General features: G+C 64.7%; 25 protein-coding genes and 1 other RNA gene. 9 read left to right on the top strand and 17 right to left on the bottom strand.

Annotated elements, in window-relative coordinates:
* Positions 1-2 precede the first annotated feature (2 nt).
* From AB688_RS02970 to ycaC, 3 genes are all read right to left on the bottom strand, one after another.
* Positions 3-1,841: an amidohydrolase gene (locus tag AB688_RS02970; RefSeq protein WP_172964840.1), complete on the bottom strand. Its 1,839-nt coding sequence runs from the start codon at positions 1,839-1,841 to the stop codon at positions 3-5.
* A 198-nt stretch (positions 1,842-2,039) separates the two neighbouring features.
* Positions 2,040-2,591, bottom strand: a complete 552-nt coding sequence (locus AB688_RS02965) for an antibiotic biosynthesis monooxygenase (protein ID WP_063542070.1) — start codon at positions 2,589-2,591, stop codon at positions 2,040-2,042.
* A 58-nt stretch (positions 2,592-2,649) separates the two neighbouring features.
* Entirely contained in the window at positions 2,650-3,279 is a 630-nt protein-coding gene (gene ycaC, locus AB688_RS02960) for an isochorismate family cysteine hydrolase YcaC (RefSeq protein ID WP_054893711.1), read from the bottom strand.
* Positions 3,280-3,514: 235 nt separating this feature from the next.
* Here ycaC and AB688_RS02955 point away from each other — a divergent pair, with 235 nt between their 5' ends.
* Positions 3,515-4,942, top strand: a complete 1,428-nt coding sequence (locus AB688_RS02955; RefSeq protein ID WP_063542068.1) for a mechanosensitive ion channel family protein — start codon at positions 3,515-3,517, stop codon at positions 4,940-4,942.
* A gap of 42 nt (positions 4,943-4,984) precedes the next feature.
* Here the strand turns inward: AB688_RS02955 and AB688_RS02950 are convergent, their stop codons facing one another.
* Positions 4,985-6,271 carry an NAD(P)/FAD-dependent oxidoreductase gene (locus AB688_RS02950; protein WP_063542066.1) on the bottom strand — a complete coding sequence of 429 codons (1,287 nt, stop codon included), beginning with the start codon at positions 6,269-6,271 and terminating at the stop codon, positions 4,985-4,987.
* A 157-nt stretch (positions 6,272-6,428) separates the two neighbouring features.
* Positions 6,429-7,919 (bottom strand): aldehyde dehydrogenase family protein, encoded by a 1,491-nt coding sequence (locus AB688_RS02945; RefSeq protein ID WP_054893714.1) that lies wholly within the window; start codon positions 7,917-7,919, stop codon positions 6,429-6,431.
* 137 nt (positions 7,920-8,056) lie between these two features.
* Between AB688_RS02945 and AB688_RS02940 the strand changes: the two genes are divergently transcribed.
* Together AB688_RS02940 and AB688_RS02935 are read left to right on the top strand one after the other, a co-directional pair.
* On the top strand, positions 8,057-8,947 hold the full coding sequence (locus AB688_RS02940; protein WP_054893715.1) for a LysR substrate-binding domain-containing protein: 891 nt from the start codon (positions 8,057-8,059) through the stop codon (positions 8,945-8,947).
* A gap of 235 nt (positions 8,948-9,182) precedes the next feature.
* Positions 9,183-10,568: a VOC family protein gene (locus AB688_RS02935; protein ID WP_063542064.1), complete on the top strand. Its 1,386-nt coding sequence runs from the start codon at positions 9,183-9,185 to the stop codon at positions 10,566-10,568.
* A gap of 42 nt (positions 10,569-10,610) precedes the next feature.
* On the opposite strand, the gene gcvH is transcribed toward AB688_RS02935, so the two are convergent.
* The 9 genes from gcvH to AB688_RS02890 form a co-directional block, all read right to left on the bottom strand.
* Positions 10,611-10,994, bottom strand: coding sequence for a glycine cleavage system protein GcvH (gene gcvH, locus AB688_RS02930; protein ID WP_054894075.1), 384 nt, complete (start codon positions 10,992-10,994; stop codon positions 10,611-10,613).
* 50 nt (positions 10,995-11,044) lie between these two features.
* Complete coding sequence (gene gcvT, locus AB688_RS02925; RefSeq protein WP_063542063.1) at positions 11,045-12,127, bottom strand: glycine cleavage system aminomethyltransferase GcvT; 1,083 nt, start codon at positions 12,125-12,127, stop codon at positions 11,045-11,047.
* A 124-nt stretch (positions 12,128-12,251) separates the two neighbouring features.
* Positions 12,252-13,874 carry an ABC transporter permease gene (locus AB688_RS02920; RefSeq protein WP_063542062.1) on the bottom strand — a complete coding sequence of 541 codons (1,623 nt, stop codon included), beginning with the start codon at positions 13,872-13,874 and terminating at the stop codon, positions 12,252-12,254.
* A gap of 126 nt (positions 13,875-14,000) precedes the next feature.
* Positions 14,001-15,005, bottom strand: coding sequence for an extracellular solute-binding protein (locus tag AB688_RS02915; protein ID WP_063542061.1), 1,005 nt, complete (start codon positions 15,003-15,005; stop codon positions 14,001-14,003).
* 182 nt (positions 15,006-15,187) lie between these two features.
* The gene (locus AB688_RS02910) at positions 15,188-16,405 is read right to left on the bottom strand and encodes a 2-octaprenyl-3-methyl-6-methoxy-1,4-benzoquinol hydroxylase (RefSeq protein ID WP_196759890.1); all 1,218 of its coding nucleotides are present in this window, start codon (positions 16,403-16,405) and stop codon (positions 15,188-15,190) included.
* Positions 16,406-16,414: 9 nt separating this feature from the next.
* On the bottom strand, positions 16,415-16,897 hold the full coding sequence (locus AB688_RS02905; RefSeq protein WP_054894080.1) for a DUF4442 domain-containing protein: 483 nt from the start codon (positions 16,895-16,897) through the stop codon (positions 16,415-16,417).
* Positions 16,894-18,093, bottom strand: a complete 1,200-nt coding sequence (ubiH, locus tag AB688_RS02900; RefSeq protein WP_063542059.1) for a 2-octaprenyl-6-methoxyphenyl hydroxylase — start codon at positions 18,091-18,093, stop codon at positions 16,894-16,896. The genes AB688_RS02905 and ubiH overlap by 4 nt, the downstream gene beginning before the upstream one ends.
* Positions 18,090-19,424, bottom strand: coding sequence for a Xaa-Pro aminopeptidase (pepP, locus tag AB688_RS02895; RefSeq protein ID WP_063542057.1), 1,335 nt, complete (start codon positions 19,422-19,424; stop codon positions 18,090-18,092). Before pepP ends, ubiH begins: the two co-directional genes overlap by 4 nt.
* Positions 19,425-19,446: 22 nt before the next feature.
* On the bottom strand, positions 19,447-20,001 hold the full coding sequence (locus AB688_RS02890) for a YecA family protein (protein ID WP_054894083.1): 555 nt from the start codon (positions 19,999-20,001) through the stop codon (positions 19,447-19,449).
* A gap of 154 nt (positions 20,002-20,155) precedes the next feature.
* Here AB688_RS02890 and AB688_RS02885 point away from each other — a divergent pair, with 154 nt between their 5' ends.
* From AB688_RS02885 to AB688_RS02870, 4 genes are all read left to right on the top strand, one after another.
* Positions 20,156-20,365: a TIGR02449 family protein gene (locus AB688_RS02885; RefSeq protein WP_054894084.1), complete on the top strand. Its 210-nt coding sequence runs from the start codon at positions 20,156-20,158 to the stop codon at positions 20,363-20,365.
* Complete coding sequence (locus tag AB688_RS02880; protein WP_054894085.1) at positions 20,362-20,679, top strand: cell division protein ZapA; 318 nt, start codon at positions 20,362-20,364, stop codon at positions 20,677-20,679. The genes AB688_RS02885 and AB688_RS02880 overlap by 4 nt, the downstream gene beginning before the upstream one ends.
* A 17-nt stretch (positions 20,680-20,696) precedes the next feature.
* Positions 20,697-20,875: non-coding RNA, 6S RNA (ssrS, locus tag AB688_RS02875), on the top strand.
* Positions 20,876-20,958: 83 nt separating this feature from the next.
* Positions 20,959-21,567: a 5-formyltetrahydrofolate cyclo-ligase gene (locus AB688_RS02870; RefSeq protein ID WP_063542056.1), complete on the top strand. Its 609-nt coding sequence runs from the start codon at positions 20,959-20,961 to the stop codon at positions 21,565-21,567.
* Positions 21,568-21,592: 25 nt separating this feature from the next.
* Here AB688_RS02870 and AB688_RS26965 read toward each other — a convergent pair whose 3' ends face one another.
* Complete coding sequence (locus tag AB688_RS26965; RefSeq protein WP_172964797.1) at positions 21,593-21,742, bottom strand: hypothetical protein; 150 nt, start codon at positions 21,740-21,742, stop codon at positions 21,593-21,595.
* Positions 21,743-21,917: 175 nt separating this feature from the next.
* Here AB688_RS26965 and AB688_RS02865 point away from each other — a divergent pair, with 175 nt between their 5' ends.
* On the top strand, positions 21,918-22,370 hold the full coding sequence (locus tag AB688_RS02865; RefSeq protein WP_063542055.1) for an EVE domain-containing protein: 453 nt from the start codon (positions 21,918-21,920) through the stop codon (positions 22,368-22,370).
* Positions 22,371-22,406: 36 nt separating this feature from the next.
* Here the strand turns inward: AB688_RS02865 and AB688_RS02860 are convergent, their stop codons facing one another.
* Complete coding sequence (locus AB688_RS02860) at positions 22,407-22,811, bottom strand: flagellar basal body-associated protein FliL (RefSeq protein ID WP_063542054.1); 405 nt, start codon at positions 22,809-22,811, stop codon at positions 22,407-22,409.
* 156 nt (positions 22,812-22,967) lie between these two features.
* Here AB688_RS02860 and AB688_RS02855 point away from each other — a divergent pair, with 156 nt between their 5' ends.
* Positions 22,968-23,945, top strand: a complete 978-nt coding sequence (locus AB688_RS02855; RefSeq protein WP_063542052.1) for an NADPH:quinone oxidoreductase family protein — start codon at positions 22,968-22,970, stop codon at positions 23,943-23,945.
* A gap of 88 nt (positions 23,946-24,033) precedes the next feature.
* Here AB688_RS02855 and AB688_RS02850 read toward each other — a convergent pair whose 3' ends face one another.
* Complete coding sequence (locus tag AB688_RS02850; protein WP_063542051.1) at positions 24,034-24,684, bottom strand: gamma-glutamylcyclotransferase; 651 nt, start codon at positions 24,682-24,684, stop codon at positions 24,034-24,036.
* Between the last annotated feature and the right edge of the window lie 116 nt (positions 24,685-24,800).

Genomic DNA, 24,800 nt, shown 5'->3' with positions numbered 1-24,800 from the left:
TTTCAGAACGCGAAGCAGGAACAGCCCAGCGCTCCCCAGAAGCCCTGATAGTCGCTCACCGGCACGCTGGAATGGCGTGCCTTCTCATGGCTGTGCGCATGCACCCCGCACGGCCCGACGCACTGGTGTACCGCCGCCGCCAGCGGCGCACCGGCCCGCCAGTGGCCCGGCACCTTGGCCACCGGCGACCACTCGGGCACCACCGGAATCTGCGCCGGGCCGAGCTTGTCGAACTCCGCCGCGCCGTACACCACCTTGCCATCCACCACCGTCAGCACCGACTCGATGCTCTTGATCGCCTCTTCCTCGACGCTGAAGAAGTCCAGCGACAGCGCCGCCAGGTCAGCCAATTGCCCGACCTTGATCTGCCCCTTCTTGCCCTGCTCGCTGGAGAACCAGGCGCTGCCATGGGTGAACAGCTCAAGCGCCGTGGCGCGACTCAGGCCTTCCGGATACAGCTCCAGGCCGCCAACGGTCTTGCCGCTGACCATCCAGTACAGCGACGTCCACGGGTTGTAGCTCGATACTCGGGTGGCATCGGTGCCGGCACCGACCGGCACACCCTCGGCGAGCATGCGCTGGATCGGCGGGGTCTTCTCGGCGGCCTTGGCGCCGTAGCGGTCGACGAAATACTCACCCTGGAAGGCCATGCGGTCCTGGATGGCAATCCCGCCATTCAACGCCCGCACCCGCTCGATGTTCTTCGGCGAGATGGTTTCGGCGTGGTCGAAGAACCACGGCAGGTTGTTGAACGGGATGTCGCGGTTGACCTTCTCGAACACATCGAGCATGCGCGAGATGGACTCGTCGTAGGTGGCATGCAGGCGGAACGGCCAGCGCTGCTCGACCAGGTGACGGATCACCGGCTCCAGCTCTTCTTCCATGGTCTGCGGCAGGTCCGGACGCGGCTCGAGGAAGTCCTCGAAGTCGGCCGCGGAGAACACCAGCATCTCGCCAGCGCCGTTGTGGCGCAGGAAGTCGGTGCCGCTGTGAACTTTCACGCTGGAGGTCCACTTCTTGAAGTCGTCCAGCTCTTCCTTGGGTTTCTGGGTGAACAGATTGTAGGCGATGCGCACGGTCAGCTGGTCGTTGTCGGCCAGTTGCTGGATCACCGAATAGTCGTCCGGGAAGTTCTGGTAGCCGCCACCTGCGTCGATGGCGCTGGTCAAGCCGAGGCGGTTGAGCTCACGCATGAACTGACGGGTCGAGTTGACCTGGTACTCCAACGGCAACTTCGGCCCCTTGGCCAAGGTGGCGTAGAGGATGGTCGCGTTGGGACGGGCTATGAGCATGCCGGTCGGGTTGCCGAACTTGTCGCGCTGGATTTCGCCACCGGGCGGGTTGGGCGTGTCCTTGGTGTAGCCGACAGCACGCAACGCCGCACGGTTGAGCAGCGCCCGATCGTACAGGTGAAGGATGAACACCGGCGTGTCAGGCGCAGCCTGGTTGATTTCTTCAAGGGTAGGCATGCGTTTTTCGGCGAACTGGAATTCGTTCCAGCCACCCACCACTCGCACCCATTGCGGCGTTGGTGTACGCAGGGCCTGCTCCTTGAGCATGCGCAGGGCATCGGCCAGCGATGGCACGCCTTCCCAGCGCAGTTCGAGGTTGTAGTTGAGGCCGCCGCGGATCAGGTGCAGGTGCGAGTCGTTCAGACCCGGGATCACCGTGCGCTGCTTCAGGTCGATGATCTGCGTGCTGTTGCCCTTGTGGGCCATGGCCTCGGCATCGCTGCCCACGGCGACGAAGCGCCCGTCCTTGATGGCCACGGCAGTGGCGGTCGGTTTTTCACGGTCGACGGTGTGCAGCTTGCCGTTGAACAGAATGAGGTCGGCGGTCATGGGATCTCCTGAAATGTCGGCATGGGCGGAATCGGTGAAGGGCAGTGCGGACCAGAGCGCGCCGGCCGCACCGAGCAGGGTACTGTTGGCGAGGAAACGGCGGCGGCTCTTGTCGGTGGGGTCCTGGTTCATGGTGCTCTCCGTCCGGTGGTGATGATCGGGCGATTGAACGCTAGCAGTGGATCGTCGGGCGTGCGCTCAACGGCGCAGCCATCCGGCGCAGCGGCGCGTCACCCACGGCATGATGAAGAACACCACCGGGAGGATGACGCACAGGTTGACCAGCAAGTTGCTCGCCAACGGCCCGCCCAGCGGCGGCACCTTTGCGAACAGCGGCGCCAGCAACAGGGGCACCAGCAAGGTCATCGGGCAGATAACCAGATAAGTCAGCACCGCCTGCTTCCAGCGCGCAGGCTGTGTCGCTGCCGTGCTGGATGGGGTGAACCAGAACTCCGGGTCATCGTGGATACGGGTCTGGTCACCCTCCTCCAGCAGCGGCAGCACTTCGGCGACCAGGCGCTGGCGCTCCGGTGAATCGACCCAGGCACGCAGTTGTCCTGCATCGGCAAAACGCACCACGGTGGTGAACTGACCGCCATTGGCGTCCGGGCGGATCACGTTCACGTCCAGATGACCCGGTTGGCGGCGGGCAACCCCGACGGTATGACGCAACCAGGTCTCGTAGTGCGCCAGGGCATCGGCCCGGACCTTGTGCTGGATCACCAGGGTGACCACGCTGCTGTTGTTCATTGCTGAATACCTGAGCAAAAGTTGACCAGGCGCCGCAGAGGGCGCCTGGCGGGGCGGCTCACTTGCCTGCGGTGAGGGCGTTGTAGCTGGTGATCAGGTTGCGGTAGTCGGGGATGTGGTTGGAGCACAGCGCGGCCAGGCCTTCGACGTCGTTGCGCCAGTCGCGGTGCAGCTCGCAGGCCACGCCGAACCAGGTCATCAGTTGCGCACCGGCAGCTTCCATCCGGCGCCAGGCGGCATCGCGGGTCATCTCGTTGAAGGTGCCGGAGGCATCGGCCACCACGAACACTTCGAAGTCCTCGGCCAGGGCCGACAGTGCCGGGAAGGCCACGCACACTTCAGTCACGACACCGGCGATGATCAGCTGCTTCTTGCCGGTGGCCTTCACCGCCTTGACGAAATCTTCGTTGTCCCAGGCATTGATCTGGCCAGGGCGGGCGATGTAGGGCGCGTCCGGGAACAGCGCCTTGAGCTCTGGCACCAGCGGGCCGTTGGGGCCTTGCTCGAAGCTGGTGGTGAGGATGGTCGGCAGGTTGAAGAACTTGGCCAGGTCGGCCAGCGCCAGCACGTTGTTCTTGAACTTGTCCGGTTCGATGTCGCGGACCAGCGACAGCAGGCCTGCCTGGTGGTCGACCAGCAGTACGGCGGCGTCGTCTTTGTTCAGGCGGTTGTAGGTGAATTGGCTCATGGTCGTGCTCCTTCGGATGGGTTGGGTTGTTGTCTCGACTGCATGGGCACAGATTAAAAACATTGCATTTCTTGCGGTAGATAGTGAAAAACAGCCTTAGCGTTCCTTTTTTGGAACGATGAAATCGGTGCGGTCTTGTTCGCGGGCAAACCCACTCCCACAGATGCCCCATTGCCTGGGCAACCAACCTGCTCTTTACTACCCCTCAGCCCTCCCCTAGCCCCCCGAGACCACCATGCTGGCCTTCATCCAGTCTTATCCCCTGCTGCTGGGTACCTGCCTGATCTTCCTCGACCTGCTGCTCTGGCAACTGATCCCGCTGGAGCGCCGCGCCTGGCGTATCGTCACGCGCCTGGGCATCTTCGTCATCTTCAGCGCGGTTCTGCTGGCTGCCGGCATGAGCCCACTGCAACCGCCGCCATGGGCGGACGATGTCGCGCGCAACCTGATCGCCACGGTGCTGACCATCGGCTGGTGGCTGTTCGGCGCGCGCACGGTGACGGTGGTGTTCGGCCTGCTGATGATCGCCCGCGGCAGTCACGGCGGACGCCTGCTGCAGGATGTCGTGGGGGCGCTGATCTTTCTCGCCGCGGCCGTGGCAGCGGCGGCCTATGTCCTGCAACTGCCGGTCAAGGGGTTGCTGGCGACCTCCGGGGTGATGGCCATCGTCATCGGCCTGGCGCTGCAGAGCACCCTGGCCGACGTGTTCTCCGGCATCGTGCTCAACACCACGCGGCCCTACCAGATCGGTGACTCGATCTCCATCGACGGCACCGAGGGCAAGGTGGTGGATATCGACTGGCGCGCCACGCGGCTGATCACCGGCAGCGGCAGCCTGGCGGTGATTCCCAACTCGGTGGCAGCCAAGGCGCGCCTGCTCAACCACAGCCGGCCTGCCGACCGCCACGGAATTTCGATCAGTGTGGTGGTACCCGCCAGGATCCGCCCCAAGCGGGTGTTCGATGCGCTGGAAAAGGCCCTGCAAGGCACCAGCGCCCTGCTCCCGTCACCCGCAGCGAAGGTGTCGGTGAAAGCCTCGACACTGGAATCGGTGGAATACGAGGCCAGCGGCTTTATCGCCGACGCGGCGCACAAGACCGAAGTACGCAACCAGCTGTTCGACCTCGCCCACCGCCATCTCGAGGCCAGCGGCGTGATGTGGAACCTCGACCTCGCCGTGACCCCACGCAGCCGACAGCGTGAGCTGCTCGACGAAGTGCGGGTGTTCCGTTCCCTGAGCAGCGAGGAGCGCGATGCCCTCAGCCAGCGCATGATGGCGGTGGAGTATCTGGCCGACCAGGTGATCCTGGATGTCGGCGAACAGTCCGATCACCTGCTGGTGATCGGCAGCGGCGTGGTCCAGGCATCGATCCGCAATGGCGACAAGCGGGTGGAGGCCGGGCGCATGGGGCCGGGGGAAGTGCTGGGGATCGAGGGCATCATGGACGAGGACAGCTCGTTCGCCGAGTTCCGCACCCTGACTGGCTGCCTGCTGTACCGGATCGACAAGGAGCAGGTGCGCAGTTGCCTGGCCGAGCGCGGCGACGTGGTGCAGGCGTTGAACAAGCTGCAGCGCTTCAGGCTGCAGAGCCGGGAGTCACTGCTGCTGCAGAAACCGGCAGCGGTGAAGAAGGGTGGCTTCCTGAGCTGGCTGCACAAATAAACGGGCCCTTTCGCGGGCTTATCCGCGAAAGGGCCAGCGCAATCACAACACCACGCGCAAGCACTGCCCAGCGTGATACAGCGAGAAGCCCGACTCGTAGAAGGCCGTGCGCAACGAAGGCGCACTCACCGGTTTCATCGGCGAGAACGGGATCGGCAGGTGGTCGGGATCATCCTTGAGCAGAAACTCCGCAAGGGCCCGCCCAATCACCGTGCCCGTGGTATTGCCACGACCGTTGTAGCCCGTCACCGCCACCACCCCCGACGCCGGCTCGAACAGGCGCATCAGATGGTCGGGGGTGAAGTCGATGCAACCGGTCCAGTGCACCTCCCACTCGACCTTGCCCAGCTCGGGGAAGTAATGGCTCTGGATTCGATCGGCCCAACTGCGCACGAACCACGCCGGCTTGTTGTCGACCCGGCCCAGGCTGCCGAGCAGCAGGCGACCTTGATCATCGCGGCGGATGCTGCTGAGTACGGTGCGGGTATCCCACGAGCCCTGGCCATGGGGCAGGATCCTGTCGGCCGCCGCCCCCTGCAGTGGCTTGGAGGCGACCTGGTAGTAGTAGCCGCGGAAGAAGTGCTTCTGCAAATGGCTCCAGTCGCCCTCGGTGTAGGCGCCCGTGGAAATCACCACCTTGTCGGCGCGCACGCTTCCACGGTCGGTGGCGACTCGCCAGCCGTCGCCATCACGCGTCAGGCCTTCGACCGGCGATTGCTGGAACAGCTTACCCCCCAGACGCTGCACTGCGGCGGCCAGGCCCTGGGTGTAGCCCATGGGGTTGATGGTGCCAGCGCGGCGGTCGAGCAGCGCGGCGGAAATCTTGTCGGTACCGCAGTATTCCTGGCACTCGGCCCCCCGCAGCAGTTCCACGTCGGCACCACGGCGGCGCCATTGCTCGTGGCGTGCTTCGAGGTCGGCGAAGCCCGTGGCGTTGTGCGCCATGTGCAGGTTGCCTTTGTGCTGAGCCTGGCAGTCGATGCCCAGGCGTTCGATCATGGCGAAGACTTCACCGGGCGCCTCGCCCAGCACCTTGTTCAGGCGCCCGCCCTGCTCGACGCCCAGGGTTGCCTCGACGTCGTCAGGGCGAATCCAGGTCCCGGCATTGACCAGCCCGACATTGCGCCCGGAACCGCCATGCCCAACCTTCCACGCCTCCAGCAGGACGACCGACTTGCCTTGTTCGAGCAGGTGGATCGCCGTCGACAGCCCGGTGATTCCTGCGCCGATCACGCAGACATCGGCCTTGTATTCACCGGCCAGGGCCTGTGAAGCAACGGTCGGTTGGGTGATCGATTCCCACAGACATTCTTGACGCAGTTCGGACATGGCCCGGCTCCAGCAATATTATTCTTGTTGCGGTTAGGGCGGCGTATCGCCCAATCGCGGGACAAGCTCGCTCCTACAGGGATCCCCATCGCCTGCGCGATCCTTGTAGGAGCGGGCTTGCCCCGCGAACCGGGGGCCAAGGCCCCCGGCCATTACATCAGTCGAACACGATACCCTGCGCCAGCGGCAGCTCACGCGAGTAGTTCACGGTATTGGTCTGACGGCGCATGTAGCCCTTCCACGCATCCGAACCGGACTCACGGCCACCACCCGTCTCTTTCTCACCACCGAAGGCGCCGCCGATTTCCGCGCCGCTGGTGCCGATGTTGACGTTGGCGATACCGCAATCACTGCCCGAGGCGCTCTGGAAGCGCTCGGCCTCGCGGATGTCGGTGGTGAAGATGCACGACGACAGGCCCTGTGGCACTTCGTTGTTCAGGCGCAGCGCCTCTTCGAAATCATCGTAGGCCAGCACGTAGAGAATCGGCGCGAAGGTTTCGTGGCGCACCACCTCGCTCTGCGCCGGCATCTCGGCAATGGCAGGCGATACGTAATAGGCATTGGGGTACTGGTCGGCCAATTGGCGCTCGCCACCGAAGACCTGCCCACCCTCGTCGCGTGCCTTGGCCAGCGCGCCCTGCATGGCGTCGAACGACAGCTTGTCGATCAGCGGGCCGACCAGGTTGTCCTTGCGCGGGTCGCCGATGCGCACCTTGCCGTAGGCGGCTTTGACGCGGGCGACCACTTCGTCCTTGATCGAACGGTGGACGATCAGGCGGCGCAGCGTGGTGCAGCGTTGACCAGCAGTACCCACGGCCGAGAACAGGATGCCGCGCACGGCCAGGTCGAGGTCGGCGCTCGGGGCAAGGATCATGGCGTTGTTACCGCCCAGTTCGAGGATGCTGCGGCCGAAGCGCGCCGCAACCCGTGGGCCTACTTCGCGGCCCATGCGGGTGCTGCCGGTGGCGCTGACCAGCGGTACACGCGGATCATCGACCAAGGCTTCACCGGCTTCACGCCCGCCGATCACCAGTTGGCTGAGCCCCTGCGGCGCCTCACCAAAGGCTTTCAGGGCCTTCTCGAACAGCGCCTGGCAGGCCAGTGCGGTCAGCGGGGTCTTTTCCGAAGGTTTCCACACCACCGAGTTGCCAGCTACCAGCGCCAGCGTGGTGTTCCATGCCCATACCGCAACCGGGAAGTTGAAGGCGCTGATCACCCCAACCACGCCCAGCGGGTGCCAGGATTCACGCATGTGGTGGCCCGGACGCTCGGAGGCGATGGTCAGGCCGTAGAGCTGACGTGACAGGCCGACAGCGAAGTCGCAGATGTCGATCATCTCCTGCACTTCGCCCAGCCCTTCCTGGGTGATCTTGCCGGCTTCGATGGACACCAGCTCGCCAAGGTCAGCCTTGTGCGCACGCAGCACTTCACCAAACAGACGCACCAGCTCGCCGCGTCGCGGGGCCGGTACGTTGCGCCAGGCTTCGAAGGCTGTTTGCGCCTGGTCGATGCGGGCGATGGTCTCGGCCTTGCCGAGCAATTTCACCGAGGCGATCTGGCTGCCGTCGATCGGCGTGTGGACAGGGTAGTCGCCCTGGGTGTGATCCGCGGCGGCGACGCCGAGGCGCTCGAGCAATGCAGCAACCATTGTGCTTCTCCTACATCGGGTGAAGGGTTGAAAAGGTGATGGGGATCAGTATTAATCCGATTACATTGCTGCAACAAACGACCTTTATTCCTCTTATCATTCCCCTGCGGAATGGTATCGCTGCCGTAGAGAGTGCCATGTCCAAACGCCTGGTTCCGTCGATGACGGCCTTGCAGTGCTTCGAGGCTGCCGCCCGCCACCTGAACTTCACCCGCGCCGCCGAAGAGCTGCACCTGACCCAGAGCGCTGTCAGCAAGCAGGTGGCACAGCTCGAAGAGATGCTGCGTCACCACCTGTTCCTGCGCATCCGCCGGCGCCTGCAGCTCACGCCGGCGGGCTCGCTGTACCTGGCCGAGGTCAACAAGATCCTCACCCAGGTGGACATGTCCAGCCGCTATGTCCTCACCTATGGCGAGCAGACCGAAGTATTGAAAGTAGCCACTCAACCGAGTTTTGGCGTGCGCTGGTTGATTCCTAGGCTCAAGGGCTTTGGCAAACGCCACCCGAACATCCACCTGGACATCCGCAACGAAATGGAGCCCTTCGCCCTGCTGCAGGGTTCGGCCGACGTGGTGTTCTTCTTCGGCCAGGGCACCTGGCCGGGTGCGACCTGCGTGGAACTGTTCGGCGAAGAAGTGGTGCCGGTATGCGCCCCGGAGCTACTGGCCGGACAAGTGCTGGACAGCCCCGGCGCGCTGGCCGGGCAGGTGCTGCTGCAAAGCACTTCGCGGCCGGAGGCCTGGCATGAATGGTTCCTGGAACAGGGGCTGCACACCGACAACAGCTACCATGGCCCGCGCTTCGATACCTTCTACATGGCCCTCAGTGCCGCGCAGTCCGGCTGCGGCGTGGCCCTGGTGCCGCGCTACCTGGCGGCCAAGGAGTTGGCCGAGGGTAGCCTGGTGGTGGCCTGGAACCATGCCATGCCGAGCAACGGCAAGCACTACCTGGCGTTCGCCGAACATGCCGCGGAGGTGCCCAAGGTGCGGGCGTTGGTGGAGTGGATTCGGGCGCAGTTGCCTGGGTGATGCGCTGGAGCGGCCGGCCCTATCGCGGGACAAGCCCGCTCCCACAGGCACCCCGCCGACTCTGAGACCTGCGGGGTGCCTGTGGGAGCGGCGGTTCGCCGCTGCGACTGGCCCCGCGATAGGGCCGGCAAATTCAATAGCAAAAGGAATGACCCTCACACTTTTTTTCGCTTGTGGACAAAGTCCATTCCCCGCTTTCATGTAAGGGTATCTACTGACCTTCAGGAAGCTAGCGATGCCCGCCCACGATTTCGTCAGCCCCGACAACATCCGCGCGCAGTTCTCTGCCGCCATGTCGCTCATGTACAAACAGGAAGTGCCGCTGTACGGCACGCTGCTGGCGCTGGTGAGCGAAATCAACCAGCAGGTCATGGCCCAGCAGCCTGAGGTCGCCCAGGCCCTGCGCTGGACCGGTGAAGTCGAACGCCTGGATCAGGAGCGCCATGGCGCGATCCGCGTCGGCACCGCCGAAGAGCTGGCGACCATCGCCCGCCTGTTCGCCGTCATGGGCATGGAGCCGGTTGGCTACTACGACCTGAGCTCGGCCGGCGTCCCGGTGCACTCCACCGCCTTTCGCGCGGTGCACGAACAGGCGCTGCACATCAGCCCGTTCCGCGTGTTCACCTCGCTGCTGCGCCTGGAACTGATCGATAACCCGCCCCTGCGCGCATTGGCCCAAGACATCCTGGCCAAACGCCAGATCTTCACCCCGCGCGTGCTCGAACTGATCGCCCAGCGCGAACGCGACGGCGGCCTGAACGCAGCCGATGCCGAAACCTTCGTACAGGAGGCGCTGCACACTTTCCGCTGGCACCAGCAAGCCACGGTCACCGCCGAACAGTACCAGCAACTGCACGATCAGCACCGCCTGATCGCCGATGTGGTGGCCTTCAAGGGCCCGCATATCAATCACCTGACCCCGCGCACGCTGGACATCGATGCAATCCAGGTCGGCATGCCGGCCAAGGGCATTCCGCCCAAGGCCGTGGTCGAAGGCCCGCCCACTCGGCGTCACCCGATACTGCTGCGTCAGACCAGCTTCAAGGCGTTGCAGGAAAAGGTCGCGTTCAGCGATGCCCAGGGCAGCCACACCGCGCGCTTCGGCGAGATCGAGCAACGCGGGGCGGCGCTGACGCCGAAAGGCCGGGCGCTCTACGACCGCCTGCTCGACGCGACCCGGGCCGCCCTCAACGGCGTACCGGCCGAAACCAATGCCGAGCACTACAAGACGCTGCTGGCGCAACACTTTGCCGAATTCCCGGATGATCTGACGCAGATGCGCGAGCAGGGGCTGGCGTACTTCCGTTACTTCGCCACCGAAAAAGGCCTGGCCGAGCGAGGTCGCCAGGATCGACCGTCCACGCTGCAAGGCCTGATCGACGCTGGGCATGTGCATTTCGAGGCGCTGGTGTACGAGGATTTCCTGCCGGTCAGTGCCGCAGGGATCTTCCAGTCGAATCTGGGCGACGATGCCCAGGCCGACTATGGCAGCAATGCCAACCGCGACGCCTTCGAGGCAGCGCTGGGACTCAAAGTGCAGGACGAACTTGCGCTGTACGCCCAGAGCGAACGACGTTCGCTGCAAGCCTGTGCACAGGCCTTGGGCGTTACGCTGGCATAGGGCTGCCAGGCAGCCCCTGTGTGCGGCCTCGGCCGCACGCCATCACTCGCCGATGGCAGCCTTGTAGCCTGCCGCGTCCAGCAGTTTGTCCAGCTCGGCCTTGTCGCTCGGCTTGAGCTTGAAGATCCACGATTCGTAGGGCTCTTCATTGAGCAGCTCAGGGCTGTCGGCCAGCTCCTCGTTGACGGCGATGACTTCGCCGCCGACCGGGGCGTAGATGTCGGATGCGGCCTTGACCGACTCGACCACCCCCGCAGCGTCGCCCGCGGCGAACACCTTGCCGACTTCGGCCAGTTCGACGAACACTACATCACCCAGAGCTTCCTGGGCGTGATCGCTGATACCCACGGTCACGGTGCCGTCGGCTTCCAGGCGCGCCCATTCATGACTTTCAGCAAAACGCAGGTCGGCGGGGATATTGCTCATGTGTCGTATTCCTCGGTTGGCTCAGCGGTCTACCGCCGGTAATTGAGTGTTCAGATCAGGGTCTTGCCGTGGCGCACGAAGGTCGGTTTGACCACCCGCACCGGATACCACTTGCCACGAATCTCTACTTCGGCGCGGTCGCCAGTGGCGATGGGCACGCGCGCCAAGGCAATGGACTTGCTCAGCGTAGGGGAGAAACTACCACTGGTGATCTCTCCTTCGCCAATACCGGCAACACGAACTGTCTGGTGGGCACGCAGAACGCCGCGCTCCTCCAGTACCAGGCCGACCAGTTTGTCCTGCACACCACGCTCGATTTCCGCCAGCAGGCCGCTGCGGCCGATGAAATCGCGTTCAGCAGGCTCCCAGGCAACGCTCCAACCCAGGTTGGAGGTCAGCGGTGTGTGGGCTTCGTCGATATCCTGGCCGTACAGGTTCATGCCGGCCTCCAGGCGCAGCGTGTCACGAGCGCCAAGGCCGCTGGGGGCGATGCCGGCGCCGACCAGGTCGTAGAAGAAGCTTGCGGCCTGATCGCCCGGCAGGATGATTTCCAGCCCATCTTCGCCGGTGTAGCCGGTGCGGGCGACGAACCAGTCGCCTTCGGCGACACCCTCGAACGGGCGCAGCTCGCGAATCAGCGCCGCACGCGCAACACTGAGCAATGCGGCGACCTTCTCACGGGCGTGGGGCCCCTGGATGGCGAGGATCGCAAGCTCGGGGCGTACCTCGATGCAGACGGCAAAGCCTTCGCTCTGGGCCTTCAGCCAGGCCAGTACCTTGTCGCGGGTGGCAGCATTGGCCACCAGTCGATAGCCGTCTTCGGTGCGGTAGGCGATCAGGTCGTCGATGACCCCGCCCTGCTCATTGAGCAACGGGCTGTAGAGGGCTTTGCCGGGGCTTTCGAGGCGGGCCACGTCGTTGGCCAGCAGGCGCCGTAGCCAGGGGGTGGCGTCGGCACCGTCGATGTCGATGACTGTCATGTGGGAAACGTCGAAGACGCCGCAATCACTGCGGACCTGATGATGTTCTTCGACCTGAGAGCCGTAATGCAGGGGCATGTCCCAACCGCCGAAATCGACCGTCTTGGCGCCAAGCGCCAGATGCAGGTCGTACAGGGGCGTGCGCTGTCCCATGGGTTTCTCCTTCCGGGCGTGGCGAAGCAGAGGCGGTCGGTGCTGTTGAATCAACACCTGATCTTGTAGGACCCACCTCTACGAATGCCGCGCATTGTAGCCGCAAGGGCGGGGACTGGCACCCTCAGCGAGGATGCCCAGGACGAGAGGCAGAGCGGCGGATCAGGCCGATGACCGGCAAAAGCCCCACCAGCACCAGGGTCAGGGCCGGCAACGAAGCGCGCGCCCATTCGCCCTCGCTGGTCATCTCGAACACCCGCACGGCCAGGGTGTCCCAGCCGAACGGCCGCATCAGAAGCGTGGCCGGCATCTCCTTCAGCACATCGACGAACACCAATAGCGCGGCACTGAGCGCACCCGGCACCAGCAGCGGTAGATACACCTTGAAAAACAATCTCGGCCCCGCCACGCCGAGGCTGCGCGAAGCCTCCGGCAGCGACGGGCGGATCCGCTCCAGGCTGCTTTCCAGCGGCCCGTAGGCCACCGCGATGAAGCGCACCAGATAGGCCAGCAACAGCGCAGACACACTGCCCAGCAACAGCGGCTTGCCGGCGCCGCCCAGCCAGGTGGAAAGCGGAATCACCAGTTGATTGTCCAGATAGCTGAACGCCAGCATGATCGACACCGCGAGCACCGAGCCAGGCAAGGCGTAGCCCAGGTTGGCCAAGCCGACGCCGGCACGAATCGATGGCGTGGGCGCCTGACGCCGGGCAAAGGCCAGCAGCAGCGCCACGCTGACGGTGATCAACGCCGCCATCGCGCCCAGGTACAGGGTGTGCAGGATCAACGCGCCATAGCGCTCGTCCAGATCATGTCGGCCCCGCTGCCAGAACCACGCCAGCAACTGCAGCAGCGGGATGACGAAGGCGCAGGCGAACACCAGCAGGCACCAACCACTGGCCGCCAGCGCCTTGAGCCCGCGCAGATGATAGAGCGCCTGCCCGCGCGGGCGCTCGTTGCCGCTACGGCTGGCGCCACGGGCGCGGCGTTCTCCATAGAGCACCAGCATCACGGCCAGCAGCAACAGGCTGGCCAGTTGCGCCGCACCGGACAGGCTGAAGAATCCGTACCAGGTCTTGTAGATGGCGGTGGTGAAGGTGTCGAAGTTGAACACCGAGACCGCACCGAAGTCCGCCAGCGTCTCCATCAACGCCAGGGCGATGCCCGCGCCAATGGCCGGCCGCGCCATCGGTAGCGCCACCCGCCAGAACGCCTGCAACGGCGACAGCCCCAGCACCCTCGCGGCCTCCATCAGGCCCTTGCCCTGGGCCAGAAAGGCGGTGCGCGCCAACAGGTAGACATAGGGGTAGAACACCAGCACCAGCACGATGATGACCCCGCCGGTCGAACGTACCCGGGGCAGGCGCATCGGCCCGAACAGCTCGCGCAAGGCACTCTGCACCGGGCCGGAGAAATCCAGCAGGCCGACGAAGACGAAGGCCAGCACGTAGGCCGGGATGGCAAAGGGCAGCATCAGCGCCCAGTCGAGCCAGCGCCGGCCGGGGAACTCACAGAGGCTGGTGAGCCAGGCCAGGCTGACGCCCAGCACGGTGACGCCGACACCCACGCCCAGCACCAGGGTCAAGGTGTTGCCCAGCAGGCGGCTCATCTGGGTGTCGAGCAGGTGCGACCAGATCTGCGTGTCGATCGACTGCCATGACAGCACCAGTACGCTCAGGGGCAGGAGCACCAGGGCGGCGACAAGGCTGACCGGAAGGTACCAACGGCGTTGGGGGGAGTGGGGCAAGGCAGGTATCTCGGTTGCAGGTTGCGACCGCTGTGCAGTCGTTCGCAGCTAAAGCCGCTTCCAACCTGTGGGAGCGGCTTCAGGCGAAGGGGCCCAGGAAGGCCCCGAGAGGATAAGCTGTGAAACTCAGTTCCAGCCAGCCCGATCCATCAGGCGAATGGCTTCGGCCTGGCGCTTGCCGGCCACTTCCACCGGCAGACTGTCGGCCTTGAAACTGCCCCAGGCCGCGACTTCATCCGATGGCTTGACCTTGGGGTTGGCCGGGAATTCCTGGTTGATGTCGGCGAACAGCTTCTGCGCTTCCTCGCCCGTCATCCACTCGACCAGCTTCTTCGCCGCTTCCGGGTGCGGGGCATGCTTGGTCAGGCCGATACCCGAGAGGTTGACGTGCACGCCACGGTCGCCCTGGTTGGGCCAGAAGATCTTCACCGGCAGCTTCGGGTCGGCCTTGTGCAGGCGCCCGTAGTAATAGGTGTTGACCACGCCCACGTCACACTGGCCCGCGGCCACGGCCTGGATCACTGCGTTGTCGTCGGAGAACACGTCGGTGGACAGGTTGTTGACCCAGCCCTTGACCAGCTTCTCGGTCTCGGCCTCGCCATGGGTCTCGATCAGGGTGGCGGTCAGCGACTGGTTGTAGACCTTCTTTGCGGTGCGCAGGCACAGGCGGCCTTCCCACTGTTTGTCGGCCAGGCCTTCGTAGGTGCTCAGTTCCGAGGGTTTGACCCGCTCGGTGGAGTAGATGATGGTCCGCGCACGCAGGCTCAGACCTGTCCAGTCGTGGGAAGAGGCGCGGTACTGCGGCGGAATGTTCTTGTCGATGACGTCCGACTTGATCGGCTGCAGGATGCCCATCTGCTCGGCCTGCCAGAGGTTGCCGGCATCAACGGTGAGCAGCAGGTCGGCGACGCCGTTCTGGCCCTCGGCCTTGATGCGCTGCATCAGCGGCGCTTCCTTGTCGGTGATGAACTTGATCTTCACCCCGGTCTTGGCGGTGTAGGCATCGAATACCGGTTTGATCAGTTCGTCGATGCGCGAGGAGTACACCACCACTTCATCATCCGCCGCCTGGACGGAACCGGCGAACAGGGTCAGGGCCAGGGCGGCCAGTAGGGGCTTGCGGGGCGACATGGTGGATGCTCCTCGGGGTTAAAGAGATGCAAATGGTAGTGAATCCCATTTTCCCACTCACCCTGGAAGCAGTTACCGGATGTTGCAAAGCAATCGCGGGGCACGCCCGCGCCTACAGAACCACCCCGTTCTTCAGGCAGGTGGCGTACCTGTAGGAGCGGGCTTGCCCCGCGATAGGGCCCTCACGCCTTGGCCAGGTCTGGAAGGTCGCCGCTCAACCCCAAGGCCTGGCGCACGAACACTGCCTTGGCCTCGGGCATCCCTTCCACCAGTTTCAAGCCCGTGTTGCGCAGCCAGCGCAGCGGCAGAGGATTGGCCTGGAACAGGCGTTCGAAGCCCTCCATCGCCGCCATCAGGGCAAGGTTGTGCGGCATACGTCGACGCTCGTAGCGACTCAGCACCTTCATATCCGCCAGGCGCTCGCCACGCTCGCACGCGTGCATCAGCTCCTCGGCCAGCACTGCCGCATCGAGAAAGCCCAGGTTGACGCCCTGCCCCGCCAGGGGGTGGATGGTGTGGGCAGCATCGCCGATCAGCACCAGGCCTTCATCCACATAGCGCTTGGCATGGCGCTGGCGCAGCGGTACGCAGACACGGCGGTCGGCATGCAGCACCTGGCCCAGGCGGCCTTCGAAGGCGCGCTCCAGCGCCTGGCAGAACGCCGCGTCATCCAACGCCATGGCCTGCTCGGCCTGCTCCGGGGTAGTGGACCAGACGATCGAGCACCAGTGCTGCCCGTCATCGCGCGACAACGGCAGGAAAGCCAGCGGCCCTTCGTCGGTGAAGCGTTGCCAGGCCGTGGCGCGGTGCGCCTCGCTGCAGCGCACGCTGGTGACGATGGCGTGATGCAGGTAATCCCACTCGCGCGTCTCGCAGCCCGCCAGGCGCCGCACGGCCGAATTGGCGCCGTCGGCGGCGACCACCAGCGGCGCACGCAGGCGACGGCCATCGGACAGGGTCACCAGCCACTCATCGCCGGAGCGGCGCAACTGCTCCAGGCGAGCATTGGGCAGCAGCCCGACGTCACTGTCGTGCAGACGGTCCAGCAGGCCGTCCTGAACCACACGATTCTCGACGATGTGGCCGAGCACCTGGGCATGCACACTGGCGGCCGAGAAATGAATCTGACCGGTACCGCTGCCGTCCCAGACCTGCATGTCCGAATAGGGCGTCACACGGCGCCCGACAATGCCCTCCCAGGCGCCAAGACGCTCGAGAATGCGCTGGCTGGCCGCCGACAGGGCACTGACCCGCGGCTCGAAGGGCGCGGCGTCATCGAAAGGCTTGACCGACAGCGGCCCGCCATCGAGCAGCAGCACCTCCAGGCCACTGTGGCGCAACGCCAGGGCCAGGGCGCTGCCGACCATACCGGCACCGACAATCAACAGATCCGCGCGCATGTCCATGCCTTACGCCTGCCTCGCTTGCGGCTTGAGCCGCACGTATAGGGTTTTGTCGACCCGCGCCACCAGCTCGCCGGCGCCATCGCGGATATCGACCTGCAGACGCGGCAGGCACTTCTTGCCACCGGCCGTCTGCTGGCGGATGTCGTCCAGCAGTGCGTCATCGATGTGGAATTCGGCGAACACCGGGCCCTTGCCCGGTGCGATGAAGTCGATGCTGGCGGCCTTGTCCCAGACGATGTACTCGCGGCCCAGTTGCTCGATCAGCAACAGCATGTAGAACGGGTCGACCATCGAGTAGAGGCTGCCACCGAACTGGGTGCCGACATAGTTGCGGTTCCAGCGGGTCAGGTTCATGCGCACCTTGACGCTGCGCATGTCGGGGCTGATGTGCTGCACGCGGATACCCGCCCCCAGGTAGGGCGGGTAGAAATTCAGCAACCAGCGCAACATGCGGGCCCGACGGGCGAGCTTGCGGGCGTCCTTCATGCGCGGCCCCGCGGGTCGGGGCGGGTTCCCAGGCCCATGGCCTGGCGGGCGAACCAGCTCTTGGCCGGTGGCAGCAGGTCCAGGCCCAGCAGGCCGAGGTTGCGCCCGGCGGCGAGCAGCGGTTGGGCGCTGCCGAACAGGCGGGTGACCTGGTCGGAAAAGCCGATGGTCAGGCTCTGGTCCAGACGTTGGCGCTGGCGATACCCCTGCAGTGTTGCCAGGTCGCCCGGCTGCTGCGGGCCTGCGAGCAGGGCCTCGGCCAGTGCCTGCACGTCGCGCAGCGACAGGTTGAACCCCTGACCTGCGATCGGGTGCAGGCTGTGCGCCGCGTTGCCCAGCACCACCAGGTGCGGGCGTACCTGCTCCTCGGCTTCGACCAGCGCCAGCGGGTAGAGATGCCGTGCGCCGACCTGGCGCAGAGCGCCGAGGCGGTAGCCGAACGCGTCCTGCAGTTCGCGCAGGAAGGCGCGCTCGTCGATATCGGCCAGACGCCGTGCGTCCATGCCCTGCCGCGTCCAGACCAGCGCGCAGCGGTTTTCCGGCAGTGGCAGCAAGGCCATCGGGCCTTGCTCGGTGAATCGTTCGAAGGCCTGGCCACGATGGGCCTCGCCTGGAGAGATGTTGGCGATCAGCGCGCTCTGGTCATAGGGCGTGCGGCGCACATGAATGCCCAACTGCTCGCGCAGGCCGGAGCGGCCGCCGTCGGCGAGAATCGCCAGGTCGCATTCAAGGCTGGTGTCATCGTCGAGTTGCAGGCGATAACCGCCCTCGACAGGCTGCATGGCCCTGACTTCGGCCGGGCAGCGCCAGCTCACCACCTCGCTGTCCAGCCCCTGCCACAGGCACTGGCCAAGCCAGGCGTTTTCCACCACATAACCCAGCGCAGGCACACCTTCTTCCTGGGCATCCAGGCGGGTGGCGCCAAAGCGGCCGCGGTCGGACACCTGGATCTGCCGGATCGGTTCGGCACGGCGCTCGATGCCCTGCCACAGGCCAAGCTGGTCGTAGATCTGCCGAGTGCCGAAGGACAGCGCCGAGGAGCGTGCATCGTAGCTGGGCTGGAAGCTGTCGCCGGGGGCGAACGGCTCGATCAGCAGGATCTTCCAGCCGCGCGCCTTGGCCCCGGCCTGCAGCGCCAGCGCCAGGCTGGCACCGACCAGGCCGCCGCCGATGATCGCCAGGTTGACCCGGCTCATGCCACGTCCTTGCGCGCGTCGAGCATCAGTGCCTCGATTTCGTCGACTGTCTTCGGCACACCCGAAGTGAGAATTTCACAGCCCTTTCTGGTGACCACTACGTCGTCCTCGATCCGCACCCCGATGCCGCGCCACTTCTTCGCCACGCTCTGGTTGTCGGCTGCGATGTAGATACCTGGCTCGACAGTCAGCGCCATGCCCGGTTCGAGCACCCGCCACTGACCGCCGACCTTGTATTCACCCACATCGTGCACATCCATGCCGAGCCAGTGTCCGGCGCGGTGCATGTAGAACGCGCGGTAGGCTTCGCTGTCGATCAGCGCCTGCACCTCACCCTTGAGCAGCCCCAGTTCGACCAGGCCCTGGGTGATCACCCGCACCGTCGCTTCATGGGCGTGATTCCAGTGTTTGCCTGGCGCAATCTCGGCAAAGGCGGCTTCCTGGGCCTTGAGCACCAGTTCATAGATCGCCTTCTGCTCGGGCGAGAACCGCCCGCTGACCGGGAAGGTACGGGTGATGTCACTGGCGTAGCAGTCGATCTCGCAACCGGCGTCGATCAGCACGAGGTCACCGTCCTTGAGGGGCGCATCGTTCTGCTGATAGTGCAGGATGCAGGCATTGCGCCCGGCGGCGACGATCGAGCCGTAGGCCGGCATCTTCGCGCCACCCTTGCGGAACTCGTAGTCCAGCTCGGCCTCCAGGCTGTATTCGTGCAGACCGGCGCGGCAGGCCTGCATGGCTCGTACATGGGCGCGCGCGGAAATCGCCGCAGCCTCACGCATCACCTTCACTTCCGCTGCCGATTTATACAGGCGCATGTCGTGCAGCAGATGATCCAGGGCAACGAACTCGTTCGGCGGCTGCGCGCCAAGGCGTGCCTTGGAACGGATCACATTGATCCAGTCCATCAGCCGGCGGTCGAACTCGGGGTTGCTGCCCATGGCGCTGTAGACCCGCTCGCGACCTTCGATCAGGCCAGGGAGGATCTCGTCGATATCGGTGATCGGGAAGGCATCGTCGGCGCCGAAGTCGCGTATCGCGCCCTCCTGGCCGGCACGCAGGCCGTCCCAGAGCTCGCGCTCGGGATTGCGCTCGCGGCAGAACAGCACGTACTCGCCGTGCTCGCGACCGGGGATCAGGGCGATCACCGACTCGGGTTCCGGGAAACCGCTCAGGTACTGGAAATCGCTGTCCTGGCGATAGACGTGCTCGACATCGCGATTACGGATTGCGACCGCCGCCGCCGGCAGGATGGCGATGCTGTCGGGGACCATCTGCGCCATCAGCGCCTTGCGCCGACGGGCGTACTCCGCCTTGGGTATGTGGCTCATGGGCAAACGACCCCCGGGTCGATCAATGCAGCGATGGTTTTGGTGCCGGCGCAACAGGCGCGGCCAGCTCCGTGTACAGCAGCAGCGGGGCGACGCGCAGGTACTCCATGACTTCCATGTAGTCGCTCTCGCCGTCCTCGGACTCTTCCAGCGCTTCTTGCACTTGCGAGATGGCGACCAGGTCCTGGAGCACTTCCTTGGCATCGGTGGACAGGTCCTTGCCGCCGGCGTTCAGGCCAAAACCGGTAATGAAGCCCTGGCACCATTGGCCCAGGGCGGTGGCGCGATCGCTCAGGGCGGCATCATCGGTCGGCAGCAGCAGCACGATGGCGACGTCTTCGCCGGTCAGCTCGGCCTTGACCATCTCCTGCAGGCCGATCAGGGCGTTGCGGACGTTGTCACCGGGCTCGGTTTCAAGCAGTTGGGCGGCGTCGGCCAGCCAGCCGTCGGCATCGAAGCCGGCACCGGCGCAGCTGCGGCCGATCAGCAGGCCGTGCAGCTCGGCAGGGGTGGCGGGATGGCCATTGCTGGAGAGCAGCATGGCGAAGGCGGTGTAAGGCGATTGGGTATTGGGCATGGGCGGCTAGGCGCCAGACGGCGCATATGACTAGAATGAAGACCTTGTATCCTAGCACCGGCAGGCGCGCCAAGACCATCTGCGCTGGCCGTCGCGGCTCGGGCAGAGGCATGATCGCCAGGCGATCGACGAAGGAGCGGATCGAGTGCAACCCATGCAAGACAATGACCTGCAAGCGCTGATGAGCCGTTTCGAGTTGCTGATCGAGCGCGTCGAGCAACTAAAACGGCAAAATGCACTCCTAGTAGCTCAGGAAAAATCCTGGCGCGAAGAGCGCGCCCACCTCATCGAAAAGAACGAGATCGCCCGGCACAAGATCGAGTCGATGATCTTGCGTCTGAAGGCCCTGGAGCAAGACTCATGAGTTCAAGCAATAGCGTCACCGTCCAGATTCTCGACAAGGAATACTCGATCATCTGCCCGCCGGAAGAACGCAATAACCTGGTCGGTGCCGCGCGCTACCTGGACGGCAAGATGCGCGAGATCCGCAGCAGCGGCAAGGTGATCGGTGCCGACCGCATCGCGGTAATGGCAGCGCTGAACATCACCCATGAACTGCTGCACCGCCAGGAGCGCCCTGACGTCGCCAGCGGCGGCACCACCCGCGAGCAAGTGCGCGACCTGCTCGAGCGTGTCGACCAGGCACTGTCCGACGACGCGGTTAGCAAAAACGATTGAGATTGGTATACTGGCGCCACTCCCTGGGGGATGCGCCAGTCGGTTATGTCCCTGAGCCGATACGCACAACCACGGGGGTTGCACGTGGGGCAGGTGTGCATGTCCGCTCGACGGAAAGCCTTAACGCCTCCTGCAATCTCCACCTTGAACTTTCGGGTTCAAGGGCTACACCGATAGCGGTCTTGTCGGGGAGCCTGAATTCTCAATGCCCGCCTTTACCGGCGGGCATTTCGTTTGTGCCGCCGCCATCGGCGGCCAGCATCCGGGATCGCCTGTGCCATGACCGACACCGTGCCGCTCACCCGTCCACAACTTCGCCGCGTGCTGCGCAACGCACGACGCGCGCTGACGCCCGCCCAGCAACGCCAGGCCGCCGTCGGACTGTACCGGCAACTCGCCCAGCACCCGCTGTTTCGCCGCGCGCGACATATCGCCCTGTATCTGCCCAACGACGGCGAGATCGACCCACGCCTGCTACTGCGCGAAGCCCAGCGGCGCGGCAAGCGCACCTACCTGCCAGTGCTGCATGCCTGGCCGCGCACGCGCATGGTGTTCCAACGCTTCGAACAGGGCGAAAAACTGCGACGCAATCGCTTCCGTATTCCTGAACCGGTCATCGAGCGCAAGCGTCAGCGGCCGGTCTGGTCGCTCGACCTGATCCTGCTGCCACTGGTGGGTTTCGATGAAGTGGGCGGACGGCTGGGGATGGGCGGCGGCTTCTATGATCGCAGCCTGGCCTATCAGGGGCGGCGCAAGGCGTGGAAGAAACCGCTGCTGCTGGGGCTGGCACATGAATGCCAGAAGGTGGAACGACTGGCGCAGGCCAGTTGGGACGTACCCTTGCGCGGAACGGTCTCGGACCGTGACTGGTACCTGGCGCCGGCCTGAACGTCAGGCCGCGCGCCGCAGAACTTCAGCGTTGCTGTTGGGCGGATACGGCCGGCGCCTGATAGGCGGCGTCCAGCTTTCGCTCCCACAGACCCTGCGCATAACCCGTGGTGACGACACCCAGACCGAAAATGAAGGCCAGGATCCACAGCAGGTCCGGTTTGCGTTTGTTCATCGTTGCCCCCCTAGGCAAACTGTTCAGGCTCGGCAGCCTTCTTGGTGCTACCGGAGCGTATAGCTTTAAAATCGGCGCATTTTCCGACAACGTGACGCGGCACGCAAATGTTGACGCCAACCGGCTGTCGGTTTGATGCAACATCTTATTTCAAACCTTGTCAGGAGCAGCACCCATGGCCTACTGGCTGATGAAATCCGAGCCCGACGAACTTTCCATCGAAGGCTTGGCCCGTCTCGGCCAGGCGCGCTGGGACGGGGTGCGCAACTACCAGGCACGCAATTTCCTGCGGAACATGAGCGTAGGCGACGAATTCTTCTTCTACCACTCCAGTTGCCCGCAACCGGGCATCGCCGGGATCGCCCGGATCAAGGCCGGCGCCTACCCCGACCCGACGGCGCTGGACCCGCAAAGCCACTACTTCGACGCCAAGGCCAGTGCCGACAAGAACCCCTGGAGCGCAGTGGATGTCGAGCATGTGCGCACGTTCGGCCAGGTGCTTGGCCTCGGCTTGCTCAAGCAGCAGACGGCGCTGGAAGCGCTTGCACTGGTACAGAAGGGCAGCCGCTTGTCGGTAATGCCGGTGACCCCGGAGCAATGGCAGGCAATCTGCGCACTGGCGAGGTGATCCAGGCAGCCGATGTGTGGGCGCCCACCAGGGAACTCACTGCACGATCAGGTTGTTGAACAGCAGGTCCTCGACGATTGGCTTGCCTTCTTCGGTTTCCATCACCTGCTGGACCTGCTTCAAGGCTTCCTGACGCAACGCCTCCTTGGCCTCGACATTGCTCATGTTATCCACACCTTGCTGGGTGAACAGCGCCACCAGTTGGTTGCGAATCAGCGGCTCATGGTGCTTGACCGCCGCGGCAGCGGCATCGCCAGTCACGCGCAGGGCCACGTCGGCCTTGTAGACGCGCAGCTTGGGGCCGCCATCCAGGGCGTAGTTGCCGACCAGAGGCGGGCTCAGGTTGATGTAGGCAACCTTCGGCTGGCCTTCCTTGCTCTCTTCGGCCATGGCCGCCACGGGCAGCATCAGGGCCAGCACCATCAAGATCCACGCTTTCACGAAATCGCTCCTCAATACAATTGACGCCAGCTTACCCAGCGCATCGCTCAAACCCAAGCCCAGGCTTATGCCGACTCATCAGAGCAGGCCATGCTCGTTGACCCACCCCTTCGTCCTCCTACACTTATCGGCCATCACCCGCAAAGGAATAGCCCGATGAAAGCTGTGTTGTGCAAAACCCTGGGCCCGGCACGGGACCTGGTGCTGGAAGAGGTCGCAGGCCCCGTGCCGAAAAAGAACGAGATCCTCCTCGAGGTGCATGCCGCCGGGGTCAACTTCCCCGACACCCTGATCATCGAAGGCAAGTACCAGTTCCAACCACCTCTGCCCTTCTCGCCCGGCGGCGAAGCAGCTGGCGTGGTGGCGGCAGTCGGCGAGAAGGCCGGGGCTTTCAAGGTCGGCGACCGGGTCATGGCCCTCACCGGCTGGGGCGCCTTCGCCGAGCAGGTCGCGGTGCCTTATTACAATGTGCTACCCATCCCGGCAGGCATGGATTTCACCACGGCGGCCGCCTTCGGCATGACCTACGGCACCTCGATGCACGCACTTACCCAGCGTGGCCAACTCAAGGCAGGAGAAACCCTGCTGGTGCTCGGCGCGTCAGGGGGCGTGGGTCTGGCAGCGGTGGAGATCGGCAAGGCACTGGGTGCACGGGTCATCGCGGCGGCCAGCAGCACCGAGAAGCTCGCCGTGGCCAAGGCAGCCGGGGCGGATGAGTTGATCGACTACAGCCAGGCCAGCCTCAAGGAAGAGATCAAGCGCCTGACCAACGGCCAGGGTGTGGATGTGATCTACGACCCGGTCGGCGGCGAGTTGTTCGACCAGGCCGTACGAGGCCTGGCCTGGAACGGCCGGCTGCTGGTGGTGGGATTCGCCAGCGGAACCATCCCGCAGATGGCGGCCAACCTGGTGCTGCTCAAGGGCGCGGCGGTGCTGGGGGTGTTCTGGGGCGCGTTCGCCCAGCGCCAACCCGAAGACAACGCTGCCAACTTCCGCCAGCTGTTTGCGTGGCACTCCGAGGGCAAGTTGAAACCGCTGGTGTCGCAGACCTACGCGCTGGGCGAGGCGGGTGCGGCTATCGAACGGCTGGGGCAGCGGCAGGCAGTGGGCAAGCTGGTGGTGTTGGCCAGGTGATTCGGTGATGACTTCTTCGCGGGCAAGCCCGCTCCTGCAAACTGTACCGTCTCTGTAGGAGCGGGCTTGCTGCGAAGAGCCGGCGCGGTCAAACCTCGCGCAGGTTGTGGCAGCGCTGAAACCGCGCTTCCAGCTCCCGAACAGGCATCTGGTGGCTGCGCAGGGCATTCAGCGTCTGCTCCACGTACTCCCGCGTGGTGCCGTAACGCCCCTTGGCGCTGGCCAGAATCTGGCTGAACAGGGTGTCCGGCAGGTTGCCGGCATAGCACGGCAAGTGACGCTCCAGCACGAAACCCAAGGCCTGCACCTTGCTGCCGTCATCGAGTCGGCAGGTCAGCCAATGCGGACGATAGGCCGGATAAGGCATCTCCCGCTGCCACAGGGCCATCAGCGAGTCGTCCAGGCAGCTCTCGTCCAGGCGATAGGCAAAGCCGCTGCACGAACCACCGCGATCCAGGCCGAACACCAGCCCTGGGCATTCTGGTGTACCGCGGTGCTCATGGGACCACAGGTAAAGCCCACGATGATAACCGTGCACCCGTGCACGCTGACGCTCTACCGAGTTGCACTCCGGACGCCAGATCAACGAACCGTAGGCGAACAACCACACAGGCCCACCGTCATGACGGGACATGGTCGTTGTCATGGAGTGCTGCAATTGCTCAGGGGTCAGTTGTTGACCGAAGTCGAGCGACGGAGGATAAGAAACCTGCCACGAAGAACTTTCAAGTGCCGACATAGGCTGCCGCCATTATTTCCTGTGTAACTACCGGAGTGCTGTATTGCGATCGACGCATTCACCTGCGAGCCCGCACCCAATGCTGCGGGGCCTGTACCGCAAGAGGTTGATGACGA

Origin of the sequence: Pseudomonas putida (genome assembly GCF_001636055.1) — a bacterium.
Classification (GTDB): domain Bacteria; phylum Pseudomonadota; class Gammaproteobacteria; order Pseudomonadales; family Pseudomonadaceae; genus Aquipseudomonas; species Aquipseudomonas machongensis.
This window is presented reverse-complemented; position numbering and strand designations above follow the sequence as displayed.